Consider the following 19,663-nt stretch of genomic DNA (forward strand, 5'->3'; position numbering starts at 1 on the left):
CCCAGAGCCCAAGCCCCCAGAGCCCAAGCCCCCAGAGCCGGAGCCCCTTAAGCCGGGGCAAACCCTCGTCAAACGCGTCATCGCCGCCGCGCAGCAGCTGGTCGGGCATCGTCGTCGCGCGCTGCGCATCGGCAGGTCGGCGAGCAGCGACATCGCGGTGCACGATCCGCTGGTGTCACGCGTGCATGCCGTGCTGCGGCCCACCGACGCCGGCTGGGAAATTCGCGACCGGGGTAGCCGCAGCGGTACCTATCTCAATGCCGATCCGGTGAGCCGTGCGCTGCTGCGCGACGGCGACATTGTGACCGTCGGCAATGCGGATTTCGCGTTCACCGACACCACCCTGGTCCACCGATCGGCCTCGGCTGGCGGCGGAGTGGAAGCTGACCGGCTCGGTCTTGTCGTCGATGGCCATCAGTTGGTAACCGACGTTTCCTTCACAGCCCGTCCGGGCACGCTGACCGCGGTGATCGGGCCACCGGGAGCCGGCAAGTCAAGCCTGATCGCGCTGTTGAGCGGCGCCGCCCGGCCGACATCGGGGTGGGTGACCTGCGACGGCCAGGACCTGCACACCGGCTATGCATCGCTGCGGTCGCGCATCGCGGTAGTGCCGCATGACGACGTCATGCACGATCAGCTCAGCGTGGAGCAGATCGTGGCCTACGCCGCCGAGTTGCGGTTGCCGGGCACCGTGGCCGCCGAGCGCCGTGCGGCGGTCAACAGGGTCATCGAGGAGGTTGAGCTGGGCAAGCATCGGGCGACCCGGGCAGGCATGCTTTCCGCTGGCGATCGCAAGCGGGTATCGGTGGCGATCGAATTGCTCACCGGGCCGTCGCTGGTCCTTTTCCAGGAGCCCCCGGGTAAGCCGGATCGGTGGCTGGACCGCCAGGTGATGACGACGGCGCGCCGCGTCGCCGACGCGGGCCGTGTGGTCGTGGTGGCGATCCAGTCGCTGACCGCGCTGAGTCGTTGCGACCAGGTGTTGCTGCTGGCGTCCGGCGCGATCGCCTTCGCCGGGGCGCCGGGGGACATCGAGCAGGCGGTCAGCAAGGCCCGCTGGTCGCAAGCCTTTCCGCCGGGAGGCGCCGACACCGCGGGCGACGCCGCCTCGACCGAGGCGGGTGGACCCGGGGGCCTCGAAGCCAAGCTGACTCAAGCGCCGGCCGGTTCGCCCGATCGCCGCCGCGGCACCGCCGGTTGGCGCCAAACGTTCATGCTGATCCGGCGTCAGGTCCGGCTCATCGCCGCCGACCGCGGCTACCTCATCGTGATGGCCGCCTTGCCACTGATCCTCGGGGCGCTGTCACTGCTGGTCCCGCACGGGGACAACCGCGGCGAAGCCGTGCAGATCCTGGTGGTGCTCAACGGCGGCGCGGTCGTCATGGGCGTCGCATCGACCATCCGTGGCCTGGTTGCCGAGCGCGCCATCTTCCGGCGTGAGCATTCCTTCGGGCTGTCGGTGCCCGGGTATGTGACGGCCAAGATCATTGTTTTCGGTCTCGTCGCGACGCTGCAGACCGCGGCGTTGACGGCCATCGTGGCGGCGGGGAAGCACCAGCTGATCTCGGCTGCCCGAGGAACCGTCCTACCCGATCACCCCATTGTCGAGCTGTACCTGGCGTTGGCCGCGACGGCCGTCGTCTCGGCCGTGGTCGGCCTGGCGCTGTCCGCGCTGGCCGAGTACCGGCGGGAGGTGCCGACGCTGTTTCTGCTGGCGGCGTTGGTCGCGCTGGTGTTCGCCGGGGGCATATTTCCGCTTGGCGACCGGGTGGGCCTCAACCAGATTTCCTGGCTGGTTCCGGCGCGCTGGGGCTTCGCGGCCTCGGCGTGCACAGTGGACCTCGCCGCGGTCGATCCGGCGGCCGCTGCCGACCTGCTGTGGACGCATTCGCCGGTCTGGTGGACGTCGAGTATCGGCATACTGCTGGCGCTCGGTGCGCTGTGGACCGGTGTGCTGAGCTGGCGGTTGCGGTCGCTCAGCCGTAGCTGACCGGCTACGCGGGCGGTGCGCGTCGACTTCGGCGACAGCGGACGTCGTACGATTCGCCTCATCTCGCCTTCGAGAAACCGACGGACGGCAGGCGCCGGGCCGTCCTGAGGAGCTGATGTGACCGGCCCGGTGTTCAGCCGCGACGAATTGTCCGCGGCGTTCGGCGAATTCGAGCGTACGGTCGCCCGCGCGGCGCGGACGCGGAACTGGGACGACTGGGTTGCTCAGTACACCCCTGACGTCAAATACATCGAGCACGCCGCCGGCACGATGCTCGGCCGCGAGCAGGTGCGCACCTGGATTCAGCACACGATGTCGACCTTCCCGGGCAGTCACATGGTGGAGTTTCCGTCACTGTGGTCGGTCATCGACGAGCCCACCGGCCGCATCATCATGGAGCTGGACAACCCGATGCGCGACCCGGGCGACGGCAGCGTGATCAGCGCGACAAACATCTCGATCATCACCTACGCCGGCCACGGTCAGTGGTGCCGCCAGGAAGACATCTACAACCCGCTGCGCTTCCTGAAGGCGGGAATGGCATGGTGCCGTAAGGCGCAGGCGCTGGGCACTCTTGACGAGGACGCGGCGCAGTGGATGCAACGGTATGGGGGGATGCGATAAATGAGCACCAAGCCCAAACTCGTCATCGGCGCCAACGGCTTCCTGGGTTCCCACGTGACCCGCCAGCTTGTCAAGGCAGGCGAACAGGTGCGGGCGATGGTGCGCCCCACCGCCAATACCCGCTCGATCGACGATCTGGAGCTCACCCGATTTCACGGCGACGTCTTCGACACCGCGGTGGTGCGCGAGGCGATGGCCGGCTGCGACGACGTGTACTACTGCGTGGTCGACACCCGCGCCTGGTTGCGCGACCCGTCGCCGCTGTTGCGCACCAACGTCGAAGGCCTGCGCAACGTTCTGGACGTGGCCGTCGAAAAGCCGATCGCCGCGGATCTGCACAGGTTTGTCTTCACCAGCACCTATGCCACCGTGGGCCGCCGTCACGGGCACGTGGCGACCGAGGCCGACGTCGTCGACGTGCGGCGGGTGAGTCCCTACGTCCAATCACGGGTTGCGGCCGAAAACCTGGTGATGCGGTACGTGTCGCAGGCGGGGCTGCCGGCGGTCGCACTGTGCGTCTCGACGACCTACGGCAGCGGAGACTGGGGCCGCACACCCCATGGCGCCTTCATTGCCGGCGCGGTTTTCGGCAAGTTGCCGTTCCTGATGACCGGGATCGACCTGGAAGCCGTGGGTGTCGACGATGCCGCCGCAGCGATGATCCTGGCGGCCGAGCGCGGCCGCAACGGCGAGCGCTACCTGGTCTCGGAGAAGATGATCGCGTTGACCGAGGTGGTGCGGATAGCGGCGGCGGAAGCCGGCGTATCGCCGCCGCGACGCTCGATCTCGGCGCCGGTGCTCTATGCGCTGGGTGCGCTGGGCAGCCTGCGGGCACGGCTCACCGGCAAAGACGCCGAACTCAGCCTGCAGTCGGTGCGGATGATGCGCGCCGAAGCCGAGCTCGATCACGGCAAGGCCGTCCGCGAGCTGGGCTGGCAGCCACGGCCGGTCGAAGACTCGATTCGCGAGGCCGCCCGGTTCTGGGCCGCGATGCGCACGGCCCGGCCGGACGCCAAGACGGCGGCATCAGAGTAGGCCCGGAGTAAGCGACAGCATGGACAAAGTCGCGGTCGAGCTCACCGGGCCGCCGCAGACCATGCTCGCGACCCTGTATGCCAAGGCGCTCGACGCCGGCTTGCCGGATCCGATCCTGGGCGATCGCTATGCCACGGAGGTTGTCGAGCGCATCGACTATGACTGGACCGAAACCGCGATCACCCCGCGCAATTCGGCATCGGTGACGACCCGCACCGCGCACTTCGACGCCTGGACCCGCCAATTTCTTGTCACGCACGCGAAATCCGTCGTCCTGCATGTGGGTTGCGGGCTGGACAGCCGATACTTCCGGGTGCGGCCTGGTCCGCAGGTGCAGTGGTATGACGTCGACCACCCCGAGGTCGCCGCGCTGTGCACCAGGCTGTACCCCGCGGCGGCTCAGCGCCACGTCGTCGCCGCGTCGGTCACCGATCCGGGCTGGCTGACCGACATTCCCGGCGACCGGCCCGCGCTGCTGATCGGCGAGGGGCTGACCATGTACCTCAGCGAACCGGACGGCGTCGGGCTACTGCGACGCGTGGTCGACCGTTTTCCATCCGGCGAGTTGCAGTTCGACGCGTTCAACCGGCTGGGCATCAAGTCGCAGTGGATGAACACCGTGGTACGCCGCTCCGGATCGACGCTGCGCTGGGGTATCGACGGACCCGACGACATCCTGCGGGCGGTGCCCGGCACCCGGCTACTGTCCTGGGTCCGCTGGTTCGAATCCGACACCTTCGCGCGATTACCGCGCGCTTACCAGGTCATGGGCAGCCTCATGTCGCGGGTACCGGCACTGGCCAACATGTCGCAGTACCACCGTTACGCGTTCGGCCGGGAATGCTGATGGCCGGCAGGCGTTGCACACCCCATGAGCCACCGGAAAGTCTTGGAACCCAATGCGGGGCACCCCATCAGCATCGAACCAACCGACGGTCGGGTACAGGTGCGCATTCGCGGCGAACTCATCGCGGACACGACCGCGGCCCTGGAATTACGGGAGGCCACTTTGCCAGCGGTGCAATACATTCCGCTGGCCGACGTCGCCCAGGGCAGGCTGACCCGTACCGACACCCACAGCTACTGCCCATTCAAGGGTGAGGCCGGCTACTACAGCGTGACCACCTCGGCCGGCGACATCGTCGAGGATGTGATCTGGACCTACGACCAGCCCTATCCCGCGGTGGCGGCGATAGCCGGGCACGTCGCGTTCTATCCCGGCAAGGCCGACATCACCGTCGCCTCGGGATAGTGGGTAAGGGAAATACCTTCGCCAACGACTGCGTGTCGCTGTATTCGCGCAGCGACACGATCTGGCCGTCGTGGCATTCGAAGATGCACACGAACGGGCTGTCGTAGCGGGTGCCGCCGGCGGTGATGCCCTCGACCTGCCCTTCGACGACAACCGTCTCGCCTTCGTTGACACAGCGCAGCAATTCGATATTGACCTCAAATTTCTGTTTGCGCTGTTCTACCGCTCGCCGCAGGGCCGCCTTATCGATCGCCGAGCGGGTGGCGATGCTCCAATAGGTGAAGTCGTCGCTGAGCAACGTGAAACCCTCGTCGAGGTCTCCGCCCTCGCACATGCTCTGCATGAACATCCATGCCAGTTCGGCCTGCGGATCGTCGAACGGCGTCATCACATCGCCATCCTGTCGCGGCAGGCCGATCGCGGTCAATCGAGGTCCCGATCGTGGTTGGGTAACGCCGGTCATGGCAGGCTCAACTGATCGACGCACGTACAGTCACGTTCCCCGGCGCGGCGGGCTTCGGGCATACCCTGGCGCCGTTGCGACGCGGCCGCGGCGATCCGTGCTTTCGGGTCCCGGGAGACGGCACGATCTGGCGCACCAGCCTGCTGTCCAGCGGGCCGCTCACGGCGCGCATCAGCCGCGCGGCGCCCGACGCGGCCCATTGCGTGGCGTGGGGCCGCGGTGCCGAGCAGTTCCTCGAGTTGCTGCCGGCGATGCTGGGCGCCGACGACGACATCTCGGATTTCGCGCCCAGTGAGCCGACGGTTGCAGCTGCGCACCGGCGGCTACCGCACCTGCGTCTGGGCCGCACCGGGCAGGTGCTGGAGGCGTTGATTCCGGCCGTCATCGAGCAGCGGGTCCCCGGCGCCGACGCCTTCCGGTCGTGGCGGGTGCTGGTGACCAAATACGGCACGCCGGCCCCGGGTCCGGCGCCCGACGGCATGCGGGTGCCGCCGTCGCCCGAGGCTTGGCGGCACATCCCGTCCTGGGAGTTCCACCGCGCCAACGTTGACCCCGGGCGGGCCCGCACGGTCGTGAGCTGCGCGCGGCGGGCGGCGTCGCTGGAGCGGTTGACCGCGCTGCCGGCCGCGCAGGCGTGTGACGCGCTGATGTCGCTGCCGGGAGTCGGCGTGTGGACCGCGGCCGAAACGGTGCAGCGGGCCTTCGGGGACCCCGACGCGGTGTCGGTGGGGGATTACCACATTCCGAAAATGATCGGCTGGACCATGCTGGGCCATCCGGTCGATGATGCCGGCATGCTCGAGCTGCTGGAGCCGATGCGGCCGCACCGGCACCGGGTGGTTCGCCTGCTCGAAGCCAGCGGACTGGCCCGCGAGCCCCGCCGCGGGCCGCGGCTGCCGGTGCAGCAGATCCACTCGCTGTGACTCCCGCAGACCCGGTGTTAGCAGCCGACACCATCGGGTACCCCTGCCAGCAAGTGACCAAAGGCGAACTTCAGGGGGCCGACCGATGACACCGTTCACCATTCCGGGATTGACCGACAAGCAGGGCGCGCGACTCGCCGAGCTGCTGCAGAAGCAGCTGAGCACCTACAACGACCTGCATCTGACGCTCAAGCACATCCACTGGAATGTGGTGGGCCCGAACTTCATCGGCGTGCACGAGATGATCGACCCGCAGGTCGAGGCGGTGCGTGGCTATGCCGATGAGGTGGCCGAGCGCATCGCGGCCCTGGGCTCGTCACCGCAGGGCACCCCGGGCGCGATCATCCAGGACCGTTCCTGGGACGACTACTCGGTGGGCCGGGACTGCGTCCAGGCGCACCTTGCTGCGCTGGACCTCGTCTACACCGGCGTGATCGAAGATATCCGCAAAGCCATCGATGAGACCGAGGAACTCGACCGCGTCACCCAGGACATGCTGATCGGGCACGCCGCGGATCTCGAGAAGTTCCAGTGGTTTGTCCGGGCGCACCTGGAGAACGCGGGCGGCAGGCTGGCCCATGACGGCTCGGCCACCGAGCGGGATGCTGCCAGCACCGCGCGCGGCACCTGAGCGGCTACTCGGGCCGGGCTTTTGCGGCGCGTTCGGCCTCGGCGGTTTCGCGGTTCAGCCGCTGAGCTTCATAGATCGTGACGTTGGTGCGCGACATCAGCAATGCGGCGATCCCCACCGCCAGGATCGCCCCGGGCACCACGGAGAACGAGCCGGTCATCTCCGCGACCATGATCATGATCGCCAGCGGCGCGCGTGCCACGCTGCCGAAACACGCCATCATGCCGACCACCACGAAGATCCCCGGTGCGTCCGGAACACCGGGGATGCCCGAGAGTTCACCCAGCCGCCAGACCGCGGCGCCGACGAACGCGCCGATGACGATGCCGGGCCCGAACAGCCCGCCGGACCCACCCGTGCCGATCGACAGCGAGGTGGCGATGATCTTGGCGATCGGCAGCACGACGATGATCCACAGCGGAATGCCCATCAGCGATCCGCGGTCGGCGGCCAGCTGCGCCCAGCCGTAACCGCTGCTCAGGACCTGCGGGATCAGTAGCCCCAGTAATCCGACCAGCAGCCCGCCGACAGCCGGCTTGATGATCGGCCCGCCGGGAAGCCGGCGGGTGAATGCCACCGATGCGTGGAAGATGCGGGCATACAGGTAGCCGACGGCCGCGGCGATCAGGCCGATCACGACAAACCACAACAGCGGCCACGCCCGTTCAAAGCGGTACTCGGCGTCGATGTAGCCGAACAGTGGATCGAATCCCAGGAAGGCGCCCAGCACCGCGTACGCCGTCCCGGAGGTGATGAAGCCGGGGAGCAGGCTGCGGTAGTCGAAATCGTCGCGGTAGGTGATCGACGCCGCCAGCACCGCTCCGCCCAGTGGCGCGGCGAATATCGCGCCGATACCCGCGCCGATGCCCAGCGCCACCGCGATCCGGCCGTCCTCGTCGGACAGACCCAGGCGCCGCGTCAGCAACGAGCAGAAGCCGGCGGAAATCTGCGCCGTCGGACCCTCACGCCCGCCGGAGCCGCCCGATCCGATGGTCAGCGCGCTGGCCACCATCTTCACCAGCACCGCGCGCCCGCGAATGGCCCGCGGATCGGTGTGCACCGCCTCGATGGCCTCATCGGTGCCGTGACCGGTGGCTTCGGGTGCGAACCTGGCCACGATGAAGGCCGAGAGCAGCGCCCCGCCCGTCGTCACCAGCGGAATGGCCCATGGGCGGGCGAAACCGCTGGACCCACGGCTACCGCCCTCGCCGAGCGGAGTCGGAATGTGATAGTCGGCGAGATAGCCGAGCAGGAACTCGCCGGTGTATTTCAGCGCCAGGTAGAACACCACAGCGCCTAGGCCCGCGATGACACCGATCGTGATGCCCAGCAGCAACCACTTGCGCAAGTAGCCGGCACTTCTGATCGATGCGCCGAATCGCCCGCCAGCGGCGGCGGGCGGCGCCTCTCTGGGTTCGGGCGCGTCCGAAGCCGACTCGTTCACCGCGCGGACCTGACCAGCATCAGGTCATCCTATGACAGCCGGGAATAAGTGGACTCTGGTCCGGTTATATCCGGTAGTTCCCGGTAGTGCCGCACTAGGAGGTACCAATGCCCGCTGTAACCGCCGATACCTTGACCCTGCCACGGGTAGGTCCGCCCGGCGCCGACGCAACCGAGCGGCCGGTCCGGTCAATCACGTCCGGCCCGCGCGCCTTCGAGGGCGAGGGGTTTCCCGTCGTCCGGGCGTTCGCCGGAGTCGGCACCGCCGCGCTGGATCCGTTTGTGCACATGGACCAGATCGGTGCGGTGGAATACCAGCCGGGTGAGCCCCGCGGTACCGATTGGCATCCGCACCGGGGCTTCGAAACCGTCACCTACATGATCGACGGGAAGCTCGCGCACCAGGATTCCTACGGAGGCGGCGGTCTGATCACCGACGGCGCCACCCAGTGGATGACGGCGGGATCGGGCATCCTGCACATTGAGACCCCGCCCATTGACACCGTCAGGCGCGGCGGAACTTTCCATGGCGTGCAGTTATGGGTGAACCTGCCGAAAAAGGACAAGTTCACCCCACCTCGATACCAGGCCATCGAAGGCGGCGACGTCACGCTGATCGCCTCGGACGACGGCGGAGCGCTGGTGCGCATCATCTCCGGGGAGATCGACGGTCACGGCGGACCGGGGAGCACCCATTCGCCGATCACGTTGGCGCACGCCACAATTCAATCCGGTTCCCGGTTGAACATCCCGTGGCGGCGGGACTTCAATTCGCTGGTCTACGTGCTGTCCGGGGCTGGGTCGGTCGGCACGGCCGGACACCCGATCCGGCAGGGCCAGCTGGCCGTGCTGGGCTCCGGCGACCGGATCAGCGTGACCGCCGGCCCGGCGCCGGATGCGCCCCGGACGACAGCTCTCGACGTGCTGCTGCTGGGCGGACGACCCATTCGTGAGCCGGTATTCCACTACGGGCCCTTCGTGATGAACACCCGCGCCGAAGTGATCGAGGCGCTCGAGGACTATCAGGCTGGCAAGTTTCGTAGCATCCCGCCGAACGCGCTGAAGCCGAATCGCGGCGGTGGCACACTCTAGGCATGCCGCCCACCCCCGCGCGTCGCGGCCCCGGACGTCCGCCTGCCACAAAATCGGACGAAACCCGAAGGCGCATCGTCGGTGCCGCGCGTCAGGTGTTCAGCGAACGCGGTTACGACGGCGCGACCTTCCAGGAAATCGCCGTCCGGGCCGACCTGACCCGCCCGGCTATCAACCATTACTTCGCCAGCAAGCGGGTGTTGTACCGGGAGGTGGTGGACCAGACCAACGAGCTGGTCGTGGCTGCTGGTATCGAGCGGGCCCGGCGCGAGCCGACGCTGCTGCGGCGGCTGGGCGCGTTCATCACCGTCGCGATGGAGGCGGACGCCAAGAATCCTTCGACTGCCGCATTCCTGGCCACTGCCGTGCTCGAGTCGCAGCGGCATCCGGAACTGGGACGAACCGGCAACGACCCGATCGCCGGCTCGCGCAAGTTCCTAATCTGGGCCGTCCACGACGCCGTCGAGCGCGGCGAACTGACCGCCGACACCCACGCCGCGCCCCTGGCCGAGGCGTTGCTGCTCGTCTTGTGCGGGGTGGGCTTCTACGCCGGTTTCGTGGGCAGCTACCGGGAGATGGAGGACATCATCGCGGCGTTGCGGCAACTGATGGCCGGCCGAGTCTGGAAAACACAGGCCTGAGCGCCGGGAAGCGGCCCGCAATAGTGACCTGGACCACAAAGTGTATAGGTTGCCTAACTTACTAGGTAGCATGGTCTCGGTATGACTGATGTGGTTGATACCTCCGTTCGCTGGGCGCCGCCGGGACGGAACCTGCCGTCTGGCCCCGTGTTTCGCCGGGCAACCCAGCGAGAAATTCGCTAGAGAACGGGAGCATGCCATTGAGCACCCTGCGCAGCCATGACGACACCTGGGACATCAGGACCAGCGTCGGTGCCACCGCGGTGATGGTGGCCGCGGCGCGCGCCGTCGAAACCGAGCAACCCGCTCCGCTGATCCGCGACCCCTACGCCAAACTGCTGGTCAGCAACGCCAACGCCGGCGTTCTGTGGGAAGCGATGCTCGACGAGCAGGTGGTGGCCAAGATGGCGGATCTGGACGCCGAGACCGCCGCGACTGTCCAGCACATGCGCAGCTATCAGGCCGTGCGGACGAATTTCTTCGATAACTATTTCGCCGACGCGGTTGCCGGCGGGATTCGTCAGGTCGTGATTCTGGCCTCGGGCCTGGACTCGCGCGCTTACCGTTTGGATTGGCCGGCCGGGACGACGGTGTACGAGATCGATCAGCCTCAGGTTCTTGCCTACAAAGCCGCGACGTTGTCCGAAAGCGGCGCGTCGCCGTCGGCCGAGCGGCGCGAGGTGCCGATCGACTTGCGCCAGGACTGGCCGGCCGCGCTGCGTACCGCCGGTTTCGACCCCGCAGCGCGGACCGCATGGCTGGCCGAGGGACTGTTGATGTACCTGCCCGCCGATGCCCAGGACCGGCTGTTCACCCACATCGGTGAGCTCAGCCCGGTGGGCAGCCGCATCGCCGTCGAAACCGCGGGCAACCACGCGCACGTACGGCGCCAAGAAATGCGGGAACGATTCAAGAAGGTGGCCGAGACCCTGGGCCTCGAGGAGACCGTTGACGTGCAGGAGCTCATTTACCACGACCCCAGCCGGGCGAACGTCGCCGATTGGCTCAACGAACACGGTTGGCGCGCCACCGCGCAAAACGCCGGCGACGAGATGCGCCGGGTGGGTCGCTGGGTCGACGGCGTGCCGATGGCCGATGATAAGGATGCGTTCTCCGAGTTTGTGACTGCGGAGCGGTTGTAAGCGGCGCCAGCCCCGCTCGCCGGGGTGGCGGCGAAACGGCTGTTTCGCGCCGAGCGGCCGCCGACAGCCCGCCGGGTGTCACCTGCCGCGCCGATATATCACAGATCGGGCCCGATCTTTCCTATTGCTGCCTTACCGACATGACTAGGATCGCGAATATCACCGACGTGCGACCACACGATGTGGCATGAGCACTCCGGGTCGCTTCGAGCTAAGTCCGGGAAGGCCGGAAACGACCGGAAACGACCGGAAACGAAAGGACAACGATGACCACCGAATCGGTTGCACCGAAAGCTCAGGAACTCGCGACGGCGCCATCTGCAGCTGCTGAAACCGCGGAGACCACCGAAGCCAGGTCCGACGAATCGAAGTCGACGCCTGTTACCGAAACGGCCGCCGACACCGTGGCGCGGCTGCGAAAGACATTCGCCGCCGGACGCACTCGCAGCGTCGAGTGGCGCAAGAACCAACTGCTGCAGTTGCAACGGCTGATGGAGGAAAACGAGGACGCGATCACCAAGGCGCTCGCCGAGGACCTGGACCGCAACCCGGTCGAGGCGTATATCGCCGACATCGCGGTCACCATTGCCGAAGCGAAGTACGCGGCCAAGAAGGTACGCAGGTGGATGCGTCGCAAATACCTGCTTCTCGAGGCGCCGCAGCTGCCCGGCCGCGGCTGGGTGGAGTACGAGCCTTACGGCACCGTGCTGATCATCGGCGCGTGGAATTACCCGTTCTATCTGACACTGGGCCCGGCCGTCGGGGCTATCGCCGCCGGAAACGCCGTCGTGCTCAAACCCTCGGAGATCGCCGCGGCGTCGTCACGGCTGATCGCCGAGCTGGTGCCTCGTTACCTCGACCGCGACGCGATCGCTGTGGTCGAAGGCGACGGCTCGGTAAGCCAGGCGCTGATCGCGCAGGGTCTGGACCGGGTGATGTTCACCGGCGGCACCGAGATCGGCCGCAAGGTCTACGAAGGCGCGGCGCCGCATCTGACCCCGGTCACGCTGGAACTCGGCGGCAAGAGCCCGGTGATCGTCGCCGCCGATGCGGACGTCGACGTGGCCGCCAAGCGGATCGCCTGGATCAAGCTGCTCAATGCCGGCCAGACCTGTGTCGCCCCCGACTACGTGCTGGCCGACGCGACCATCAGCGACGAACTCGTCGACAAGATCGGCTCCGCGCTGGCGAAGTTCCGCTCCCAGGACGACCCGGCCGGCCTGCGCATCGTCAACCAGCGCCAGTTCGACCGGCTGAGCGGCTATCTGTCCGCTGTCGAAAACCAGGGCGAAGCCAACGGCAAGGCCAAGGTCGCGGTGGGCGGCAAGTGCGACGCGTCGAGCCTGCGCATCCAGCCGACCGTCGTCGTCGACCCCGATCCGGCCGGCCCGCTGATGACCAACGAGATCTTCGGCCCGATCTTGCCGGTGCTCACGGTCAAGTCCCTGGACGAGGCGATCAAGTTCGTCAACTCACGGCCTAAGCCGTTGTCGGCGTACCTGTTCACCAAGTCGCGGGAAATCCGCGAACGCGTGATCAAGGAGGTGCCGGCCGGCGGCATGCTGGTCAACCACCTGGCCTTCCAGGTATCGACGGCTAAGCTGCCGTTCGGCGGCGTGGGCGCCTCCGGAATGGGTGCCTACCACGGGAAATGGGGCTTCGACGAGTTCAGTCACCGCAAGTCGGTGCTCACCAAGCCGACCCGTCCCGACTTCTCGAAGATCATCTACCCGCCCTACACCGAGCGCGCCTTCAAGCTGGCGCGCAAGCTGTTCTAGACGGACCCAGCTGCCCCCCGCGACCCGGTTAGCTGCCGGGCCGACCCTGACCATGTCAACGCACGTTCAGAGAGGAACCTGATGCCCGGAGTGCAGGATCGCGTCGTCGTCGTTACCGGAGCCGGTGGGGGATTGGGCCGCGAATACGCCCTGACTCTTGCCAAGGAAGGGGCCAGCGTGGTTGTCAACGACCTCGGCGGCGCCCGTGACGGGACCGGTGCCGGGTCGGCGATGGCCGACCACGTTGTCGCCGAGATCAAGGACGCCGGCGGCCGCGCGGTGGCCAACTACGACAGCGTTGCCGAGCCCGAGGGCGCGGCCAACATCATCAAGACCGCGCTCGACGAGTTCGGGGCGGTGCACGGCGTGGTCAGCAACGCCGGCATCCTGCGCGACGGCACCTTCCACAAGATGACGTTCGAGAACTGGGACGCCGTGCTCAGAGTGCATCTCTACGGCGGTTACAACGTTATCCGCGCGGCTTGGCCGCACTTCCGGGAGCAGAGCTACGGCCGGGTCGTCGTCGCCACCTCCACCAGCGGGCTGTTCGGCAACTTCGGCCAGACGAACTACGGCGCGGCCAAGCTCGGTCTGGTCGGCCTGATCAACACCCTGGCGCTGGAAGGCGCCAAGTACAACATTCACGCCAACGCGCTCGCCCCGATCGCGGCCACCCGAATGACCCAGGACATCTTGCCGCCCGAGGTGTTCGAGAAGCTCACCCCCGATTTCGTCGCGCCGGTGGTGGCCTACCTGTGCACCGAAGAATGCGCCGACAACGCGTCGGTCTTCGTCGTCGGTGGCGGCAAGGTGCAGCGAGTTGCGTTGTTCCAGAACGCCGGGGTCACCTTCGACAACCCGCCGTCGGTGCAGGATGTCGCGGCGCACTGGGCCGAGATCACCGATTTGGCCGGCGCGCAAAAAGCCGGGTTCAAGCTGTAGTTTGCATGAAAGCCTGTGTCGTACAAGAGCTTTCCGGCCCGTCCGGCATGGTCTATACCGATATCGACGACATCCCCGATGACGGCGACAACATCGTCATCGACGTTCGCGCCGCCGGAGTGTGCTTTCCGGATCTGCTGCTGAGCAAGGGCGAGTACCAGCTGAAGTTGTCGCCGCCGTTCGTGCCCGGTCTGGAAACCGCGGGCGTCGTGCGTTATGCGCCGCCCGGCTCGGGTTTCCGCGTGGGAGAACGGGTCTCGGCGTTCGGGGTGCTCGGCTGCTACGCCGAACGGGTGGCGGTTCCGGTTTCCAACGTGGTGCCCAGCCCCGCCGAACTCGACGACGCCGAAGCCGTGTCGTTGTTGGTCAACTACAACACCATGTATTTCGCCTTGGCCCGCCGTGCCGCGATGCGGCCGGGCAACACGGTGCTGGTGCTCGGTGCCGCGGGCGGGGTGGGCACGGCTGCCGTCCAGCTTGCCAAGGCGATGGGTGCGCGGCAGGTGATCGCCGTGGTGCACCGCGAGGGGGCGGTTGACTACGTCGGGGCGCTCGGCGCCGACGTGGTGCTGCGATTGACGGACGGCTGGGTTGCGCAGGTACACAAGCACACTCACGGCCGCGGTGTGGACATCGTCGTCGACCCCATCGGCGGCCCGAGCTTCGACGACGCCATCCGGGTGCTGGCCATCGACGGCAAGTTACTGGTCATCGGCTTTGCCGCGGGCAGCATTCCGACGCTCACCGTCAACCGGCTGTTGTTGCGCAACGTCGGGGTACTGGGAGTCGCGTGGGGCGAGTACCTCAACAAGGTTCCCGGTTCGGCTGGCTTGTTCTCCTGGGGGTTGAATTATCTGATTGCGTTGGGGCTGAGACCGCCTCCGCCGCAACGCTATCCGTTGTCCGAAGCGCAGGCTGCGTTGCAGAGCCTGGCTGACGGCGGCGTGCTCGGTAAGGTCGTCCTCGAACCTTAGCCCGGTTCGAGCTGGCCGCCGAGCATCAAGACGACGGCATTGCCGATGACGATGAGCTCGAAACCGGCACCGAACGTCAGCAGTCCCGAGTTGGCCGCAATCGGGTAGCCGATCGCATTGACCAGGCCCGCGGGATCGCCGTGGGCCGCCCGCGAAATTCCGTCCAGGAATAGGTTCAGGTCGTAGGACGGCAACGAGATCAAGACGGCGTTCGCGATATCCGCGGTCGGAAGCAAGGCCGCATAACCCGAGGCAAACGCATTCGTGACGGTGTCGGTGACGGCGGTGTTCGCCGACTGCAGGCCCGTGATCAGGCTGTCGATCGACAGCGGCGGCGGCATGGGAAGCTGGCCGGTGAGGTCGGTCGGGGCCCACGGGTTGGCCGTGCCAGCTACGGTCAGGTCCGGCAGCGCTGCCCCAATGTTTCCGAAGTCGGTGACGAAGGTGCCGACCCCCTGCTGGGTTCCGGTGACCAGATCGCCCAGCACGGTGACCGGATCGAACGGGGGGATTAATCCAAAGGGGGTCGGCACGTTCGCCGGCCCCGTCGAGTAGCCGTGGGACGGGTCCCCGTAGCCGAGGTTGACCAGTATTTTCAGGTCCGGCTCGATCAGGTCTGCCAGCGGCTCGCCCAGCAGCGGCAGCGCCCGCAGCGGCGTTAACAGCGGCAGGTGCGGGCTGAGGATCATGTGATACGTGGTCTGGGTGGGGCCTTGCGTCGGCAGGGTGATGGCCGGCGGAAGTGACGTCATCTCCGGATAGGTGTCATGCAGGAACACGATGCCGGCCAGGGCGTTGACGTCGGACAAGATGTTGATCGGGTACCGCGGGAAGTCGGCGTAGCCGTCGTATTCAATGGTGTAGACGTTGGTGGGCCACGCATTGTCCGGGGGTGCGCCGTAGGCGGTGATGCCCAGGCTGGGCAGGCTGAGCCCGGGGAAACGGGTCAGCAGGCCGCCGTTGGGATTCACCGGGTTCCCGAGCAGCGTAAAGGTTATCGGTAGTGAACTCGGCGTTCCGCCGGGGCTGAGCCGGCTCATTTCCAGCGAGGCGATGACGGCGCTCTGCGACAGGCCGACGACGGAGACGGGGTTGCCGGCGACCAGTTCCCGCCGGATCGCATCGTCGAGCATGGCCAGTCCTTGAGACACCGAGGCATCCAGGGTCAACTCTTTGGGGCCGAACGCCGGATACAGCCCTTCGGGGGTGAACAGGGCCCGCGGGTTGAAGGTCACTGCGGGGAACTTGGGCGTGAGGTAGGTGCCGACGACATTGCTCACGAAGGTCGCATCCGGTATCGGCATGCCGCTGCCGCCCATGACCAACGCCGTGGTGGGACTTGCCGGTGCGGGCGCGGTGAGCATGTCCGCGGCGCTGGCGGCGCCGTCGGCCAGCGGGCGGCCCATCAGCGACCGGACCGGCGCGGTGAGCGCGTTGACCACGGCGGCGGCGTTGGCGGCCTCGGTGTCCAGATAGGCGCTTGCCGCGGCGGTCAACGCCGCGGTGAAGCGGTTATGGAAGGCCGCCACCTGGCTCATGACGGCCCGGTACTCCTGAGCGTAGGAGCTGAAGAGGGTAGCGGCGGCCGTTGACACCTCGTCGGCCGAGGCGGCTGCGACAGCGGTGATCCGTCCCGCCGCGGCTGCGTTGGCATCGCCGATCGCCGAACCGATTCGCGCCACATCGGCAGCCGTTGCCATCATCATCTGCGGCGCAGTGGTGAGATACATCATTGACCCGTCCTCCGCGCGACCAGGATCCTGCCGAACCGACGGATCGGTCGAACAGGTGATCCGGCGCCCGAAGCCGGTGGCAGACAGCGTAAGTCGTTTGCGTATGGGTCGCTTGCGATTTGACCGGAAAATCGGTTACGCGCCTACTCGCCCGGCCGCGGGGCCGTGGCGTCGCTGCGCCCGGACCCCCGGCCCCGTTGTCGCGGCCGGTCACCGTCTCGAATTGTTGTGCTCAAAATAGCTGCCCCGCAGTGGTTTTGGACAGCGCGACGACGGTTAGCCGTTTCCCGTGAGGTCGGCGATGACCGATTCGACTCCATTCAGCATGACGATCGTCTGGAAGCCGCCCGCGAGGGTCAGCAGCGCTACGTCGGCGGCCAGCGGATACCCGAACGCGTTGATGAATCCGGCGGGATCGCCGTTGGCCACTTCCCGGATGCCGTCCAGGAAGAGGTTGAGGTCATAGGACGGGATCTCGGTCACCATGGTGTTCACGATGTCTGCGGTCGGTAGCGCAACCGCGTAGAGGTCAGAAGCCGCGCTGCTGATGGCTTTGGTGATGTTGGTGTTCGCCGCTTTGAGGGCGTCGATGATGCCGTCGATCGGCGAACCGGTGGCCGCCGGCAGGCTGGGCAGCGCCCACGATGTCGGCGAGCCGCCGGTGAGCGCGGCGGCCGGCAGCGAGAGATCGGGCAGCGATGTCGGCAGCATGGCGCCGATGTCGCTGACGAAGTGATTCACTCCCAGCTGGGCACCGGCGACCATATCGCCGGCAAAGGTCACCGGGTTGATCGACGGGAACAACCCGAAGGGGGTTGGCACATCGGCATATCCGGTCGAATAGCCGAAGTGGGGATCGCCGTAGCCCAAGTTCACCAGATAGGTCAGGTCCGGCTGGACCAGATCGGCCAACGGGTTGCCGATCACCGGGATCGCCCGCACCGGTGTCAGCAGCGGCAGTTCCGGGGAGGTGATCATGTAGTAGTGCTCGAGGCCGTTGTTGGCCGGAGAAACCGGCAACTCCACCATGTTGTAGCTCGGGGGAAGGTTGTTCGGATCCAGGGAGGGGTAGTCGCCATGCACGAATTGGATGCCCAGGAACGCGTTGAGGTCCGACAAGAAGTTGAGCGGGTAGCGCGGGAAGTCGGCGTATCCGTCGTATTGAATTGTGTACTGGCTGAGCTGGTAGCCCGAATTCGACGGCGTCGCCCCGTAGAACTCCAGACCCAGCGCAGGCATGTGCAGGCCGGGGAAGCGTGAGAGCAGGCCGCCGTTGGGGGCCATCGGGTTGCCCAGCAGCGTGAAGCTGAGGTTGGCGGTGTTCGGGCTCCCCTGCAGAATGAGCTGGCGCATCTCCATCGAGGAGAGGATGGCGCTCTGCGAATAGCCCAAAACCGCGACGTTGCCTCCGGCCGTGATCAGCCCTTGGGGTCCAAAGAGCGCGTTGTGCAGAATCTGCACACCAGTGGTCACAGACTGGTTGAGCGGCAGGTCCTTGATCTCCGTCAGCGGGTACAGGCCCTCAGGAGTGTTGAGGGGCAGCAATTGGCTGGGCACACCGGAGATGTAGCGGGCAACGGCCTGCATATAGGGCAGTGAGGGAATCGGCGTGCCGCTGCCGGTCATGATCAACGCATCGAACGGAGACGCCAAAGCCGCCGGCGCCGGCATTGCGCCGCCGCCCGGGGCGGCCGGGGCCGCGCCACCGCCGAGTAACGACTGGATGGGCGAGGTCACCGCTCGAAGCGCCCCGGTCACCATCGCCGCATTGGCCGCCTCTGCCTCGGTATAGGCGGTCGCGGCGGCGGCCATGGCCTGGGCGAAAGCGTCATGGAACGTCGCGGCCTGCTTGATGACCGCCTGGTATTCCTGCGCGTACGCGCCGAACAGCGCCGCCGCGGCCGCCGACACTTCGTCAGCGGCGGCCGCCGCCAGACCGGTTGTCGGGCCGGCGGCGACGGCATTGGCTTCGGCGATCGCCGAACGAATTCCCTCGATGTTCGTTGCGGCGGCGGCCATCAGTTGCGGTTGCGCGATCACGTTGTTCATCGGTCTATTTCCTTCAAATTCCTTCAAACCCAGGCTGTTTCGTTGTGGCACCGCCGAATGCGGCGAAAACCGACGGCCCGGGCGGAGCCGGCCATCGGGAGGTCCGGCATCTGTCAGCCTAGATCGGTCGGGCCTACCGCATCGTGTGTTTGGCCATCTCGCGCGCCAGTTTCTGCGCAGTCACGCAATCAGTGACTGACCCTAGGCAAGGCGGCTTCGTTAAGGGTGCGAGATTCCACCGCGCCGGCGATCGTGGCCAACCCGCGTCGGCTGCGATTCTGGCTGCGTTGATGAGGTTGTCCTGGACAAGCTGGTTGAGGAAAAGGCTCGCGTGGTCGGCGGGGCTTGTTGCGGTCGTCACGTGCGGTGTGGTTGTGGGCGTGTTCAGATCGGTGTCCGCTTGGGCTTTCCAGTTGTAGGTTGGGTTCATCAGCGTCGATCCTGGACTCCACATCCGCTGTTCACGGCAGTAGCACCAGTTCCATTTCTTGGACGATTCGTCTGGGCGATGGCCTCGGTGAACGACCCGGTATCACACTAGCCTCCTGGGCGGTGTCAGCGAATCATGTTCCGGCGCATCGGGATACGGTTTCGGGCGGTCTCGGGCATCGTTCGCCCGGGTAGCCATGAGTCCGGCATTGACTTTCGCGCTGCGCGAATGCGTTTGATGATTAGCCGACTGTCTGTGGACGTCGCCGGTTTGTGCCGCGCCGTCGCGAGCAGTCCGGTCGATGAGCCGGCATCGGCAGTTGACCGACTTGGGCAACCAAAGCTGATACGCGCGTATCGCATACAGTGCATGTGTATAACGGCCAGCGTGGTTCCGCGCCGCGGATCAGTTGGCCAGTATGCGATCAGCCATAAGGAGCTGACAGTGACGTTGTGGGTCGTTTCTGACGACGTGGCAAGCGCGGCGGTGCTCAGCGCTGCAGTGGGGCCCGCTCGCGCTGC

At 66.8% G+C, this 19,663-nt stretch carries 17 protein-coding genes; 13 read left to right on the forward strand and 4 right to left on the reverse strand.

From position 1 onward, the window contains the following. The 5 genes from EET13_RS01270 to EET13_RS01290 all read left to right on the forward strand — a co-directional run. Positions 1 to 1,990 (forward strand): ATP-binding cassette domain-containing protein (locus EET13_RS01270; RefSeq protein ID WP_136623075.1); only part of this gene is annotated, 1,990 nt, incomplete at its 5' end. Positions 1,991 to 2,107: 117 nt separating this feature from the next. Beyond that, positions 2,108 to 2,614 carry a nuclear transport factor 2 family protein gene (locus EET13_RS01275; RefSeq protein WP_122440585.1) on the forward strand — a complete coding sequence of 169 codons (507 nt, stop codon included), beginning with the start codon at positions 2,108 to 2,110 and terminating at the stop codon, positions 2,612 to 2,614. Further along, a complete protein-coding gene (locus EET13_RS01280) occupies positions 2,615 to 3,649 on the forward strand; it encodes an NAD-dependent epimerase/dehydratase family protein (protein WP_122440586.1) in 1,035 nt (344 codons plus the stop codon). A 19-nt stretch (positions 3,650 to 3,668) separates the two neighbouring features. Then, positions 3,669 to 4,496: a class I SAM-dependent methyltransferase gene (locus tag EET13_RS01285; protein WP_244603718.1), complete on the forward strand. Its 828-nt coding sequence runs from the start codon at positions 3,669 to 3,671 to the stop codon at positions 4,494 to 4,496. A gap of 24 nt (positions 4,497 to 4,520) precedes the next feature. Next, complete coding sequence (locus EET13_RS01290) at positions 4,521 to 4,901, forward strand: DUF427 domain-containing protein (protein ID WP_122440587.1); 381 nt, start codon at positions 4,521 to 4,523, stop codon at positions 4,899 to 4,901. Here the strand turns inward: EET13_RS01290 and EET13_RS01295 are convergent. Continuing rightward, the gene (locus EET13_RS01295) at positions 4,882 to 5,289 is read right to left on the reverse strand and encodes a nuclear transport factor 2 family protein (RefSeq protein WP_122440632.1); all 408 of its coding nucleotides are present in this window, start codon (positions 5,287 to 5,289) and stop codon (positions 4,882 to 4,884) included. The genes EET13_RS01290 and EET13_RS01295 overlap by 20 nt on opposite strands. 86 nt (positions 5,290 to 5,375) lie before the next feature. On the opposite strand from EET13_RS01295, the gene EET13_RS01300 reads away from it, so the two are divergent. Both EET13_RS01300 and dps read left to right on the forward strand, forming a co-directional pair. Then, a complete protein-coding gene (locus tag EET13_RS01300) occupies positions 5,376 to 6,287 on the forward strand; it encodes a DNA-3-methyladenine glycosylase family protein (protein WP_122440588.1) in 912 nt (303 codons plus the stop codon). A gap of 85 nt (positions 6,288 to 6,372) precedes the next feature. Continuing rightward, positions 6,373 to 6,918 carry a DNA starvation/stationary phase protection protein Dps gene (gene dps / locus EET13_RS01305; protein WP_122440589.1) on the forward strand — a complete coding sequence of 182 codons (546 nt, stop codon included), beginning with the start codon at positions 6,373 to 6,375 and terminating at the stop codon, positions 6,916 to 6,918. A 4-nt stretch (positions 6,919 to 6,922) separates the two neighbouring features. Here the strand turns inward: dps and EET13_RS01310 are convergent, their stop codons facing one another. Continuing rightward, positions 6,923 to 8,362, reverse strand: coding sequence for a chloride channel protein (locus tag EET13_RS01310; protein ID WP_122440590.1), 1,440 nt, complete (start codon positions 8,360 to 8,362; stop codon positions 6,923 to 6,925). A 107-nt stretch (positions 8,363 to 8,469) separates the two neighbouring features. On the opposite strand from EET13_RS01310, the gene EET13_RS01315 reads away from it, so the two are divergent. From EET13_RS01315 to EET13_RS01340, 6 genes are all read left to right on the forward strand, one after another. After that, positions 8,470 to 9,453 carry a pirin family protein gene (locus EET13_RS01315; RefSeq protein WP_122440591.1) on the forward strand — a complete coding sequence of 328 codons (984 nt, stop codon included), beginning with the start codon at positions 8,470 to 8,472 and terminating at the stop codon, positions 9,451 to 9,453. Positions 9,454 to 9,455: 2 nt separating this feature from the next. Further along, positions 9,456 to 10,094: a TetR/AcrR family transcriptional regulator gene (locus tag EET13_RS01320; protein ID WP_122440592.1), complete on the forward strand. Its 639-nt coding sequence runs from the start codon at positions 9,456 to 9,458 to the stop codon at positions 10,092 to 10,094. A gap of 209 nt (positions 10,095 to 10,303) precedes the next feature. Then, positions 10,304 to 11,236 carry a class I SAM-dependent methyltransferase gene (locus EET13_RS01325; protein ID WP_122440633.1) on the forward strand — a complete coding sequence of 311 codons (933 nt, stop codon included), beginning with the start codon at positions 10,304 to 10,306 and terminating at the stop codon, positions 11,234 to 11,236. Positions 11,237 to 11,502: 266 nt separating this feature from the next. Then, entirely contained in the window at positions 11,503 to 13,014 is a 1,512-nt protein-coding gene (locus EET13_RS01330; protein ID WP_122440593.1) for an aldehyde dehydrogenase family protein, read from the forward strand. Positions 13,015 to 13,095: 81 nt separating this feature from the next. Beyond that, positions 13,096 to 13,956, forward strand: a complete 861-nt coding sequence (locus EET13_RS01335) for an SDR family oxidoreductase (RefSeq protein WP_122440594.1) — start codon at positions 13,096 to 13,098, stop codon at positions 13,954 to 13,956. A 5-nt stretch (positions 13,957 to 13,961) separates the two neighbouring features. Next, the gene (locus EET13_RS01340) at positions 13,962 to 14,930 is read left to right on the forward strand and encodes an NADPH:quinone oxidoreductase family protein (RefSeq protein ID WP_122440595.1); all 969 of its coding nucleotides are present in this window, start codon (positions 13,962 to 13,964) and stop codon (positions 14,928 to 14,930) included. On the opposite strand, the gene EET13_RS01345 is transcribed toward EET13_RS01340, so the two are convergent. Both EET13_RS01345 and EET13_RS01350 read right to left on the reverse strand, forming a co-directional pair. Beyond that, the gene (locus EET13_RS01345) at positions 14,927 to 16,663 is read right to left on the reverse strand and encodes a PE family protein (protein WP_122440596.1); all 1,737 of its coding nucleotides are present in this window, start codon (positions 16,661 to 16,663) and stop codon (positions 14,927 to 14,929) included. The genes EET13_RS01340 and EET13_RS01345 overlap by 4 nt on opposite strands. Positions 16,664 to 16,939: 276 nt before the next feature. Beyond that, complete coding sequence (locus EET13_RS01350) at positions 16,940 to 18,712, reverse strand: PE family protein (protein WP_122440597.1); 1,773 nt, start codon at positions 18,710 to 18,712, stop codon at positions 16,940 to 16,942. Between the last annotated feature and the right edge of the window lie 951 nt (positions 18,713 to 19,663).

It is taken from the genome of Mycobacterium attenuatum (genome assembly GCF_900566085.1).
Lineage (GTDB): Bacteria > Actinomycetota > Actinomycetes > Mycobacteriales > Mycobacteriaceae > Mycobacterium > Mycobacterium attenuatum.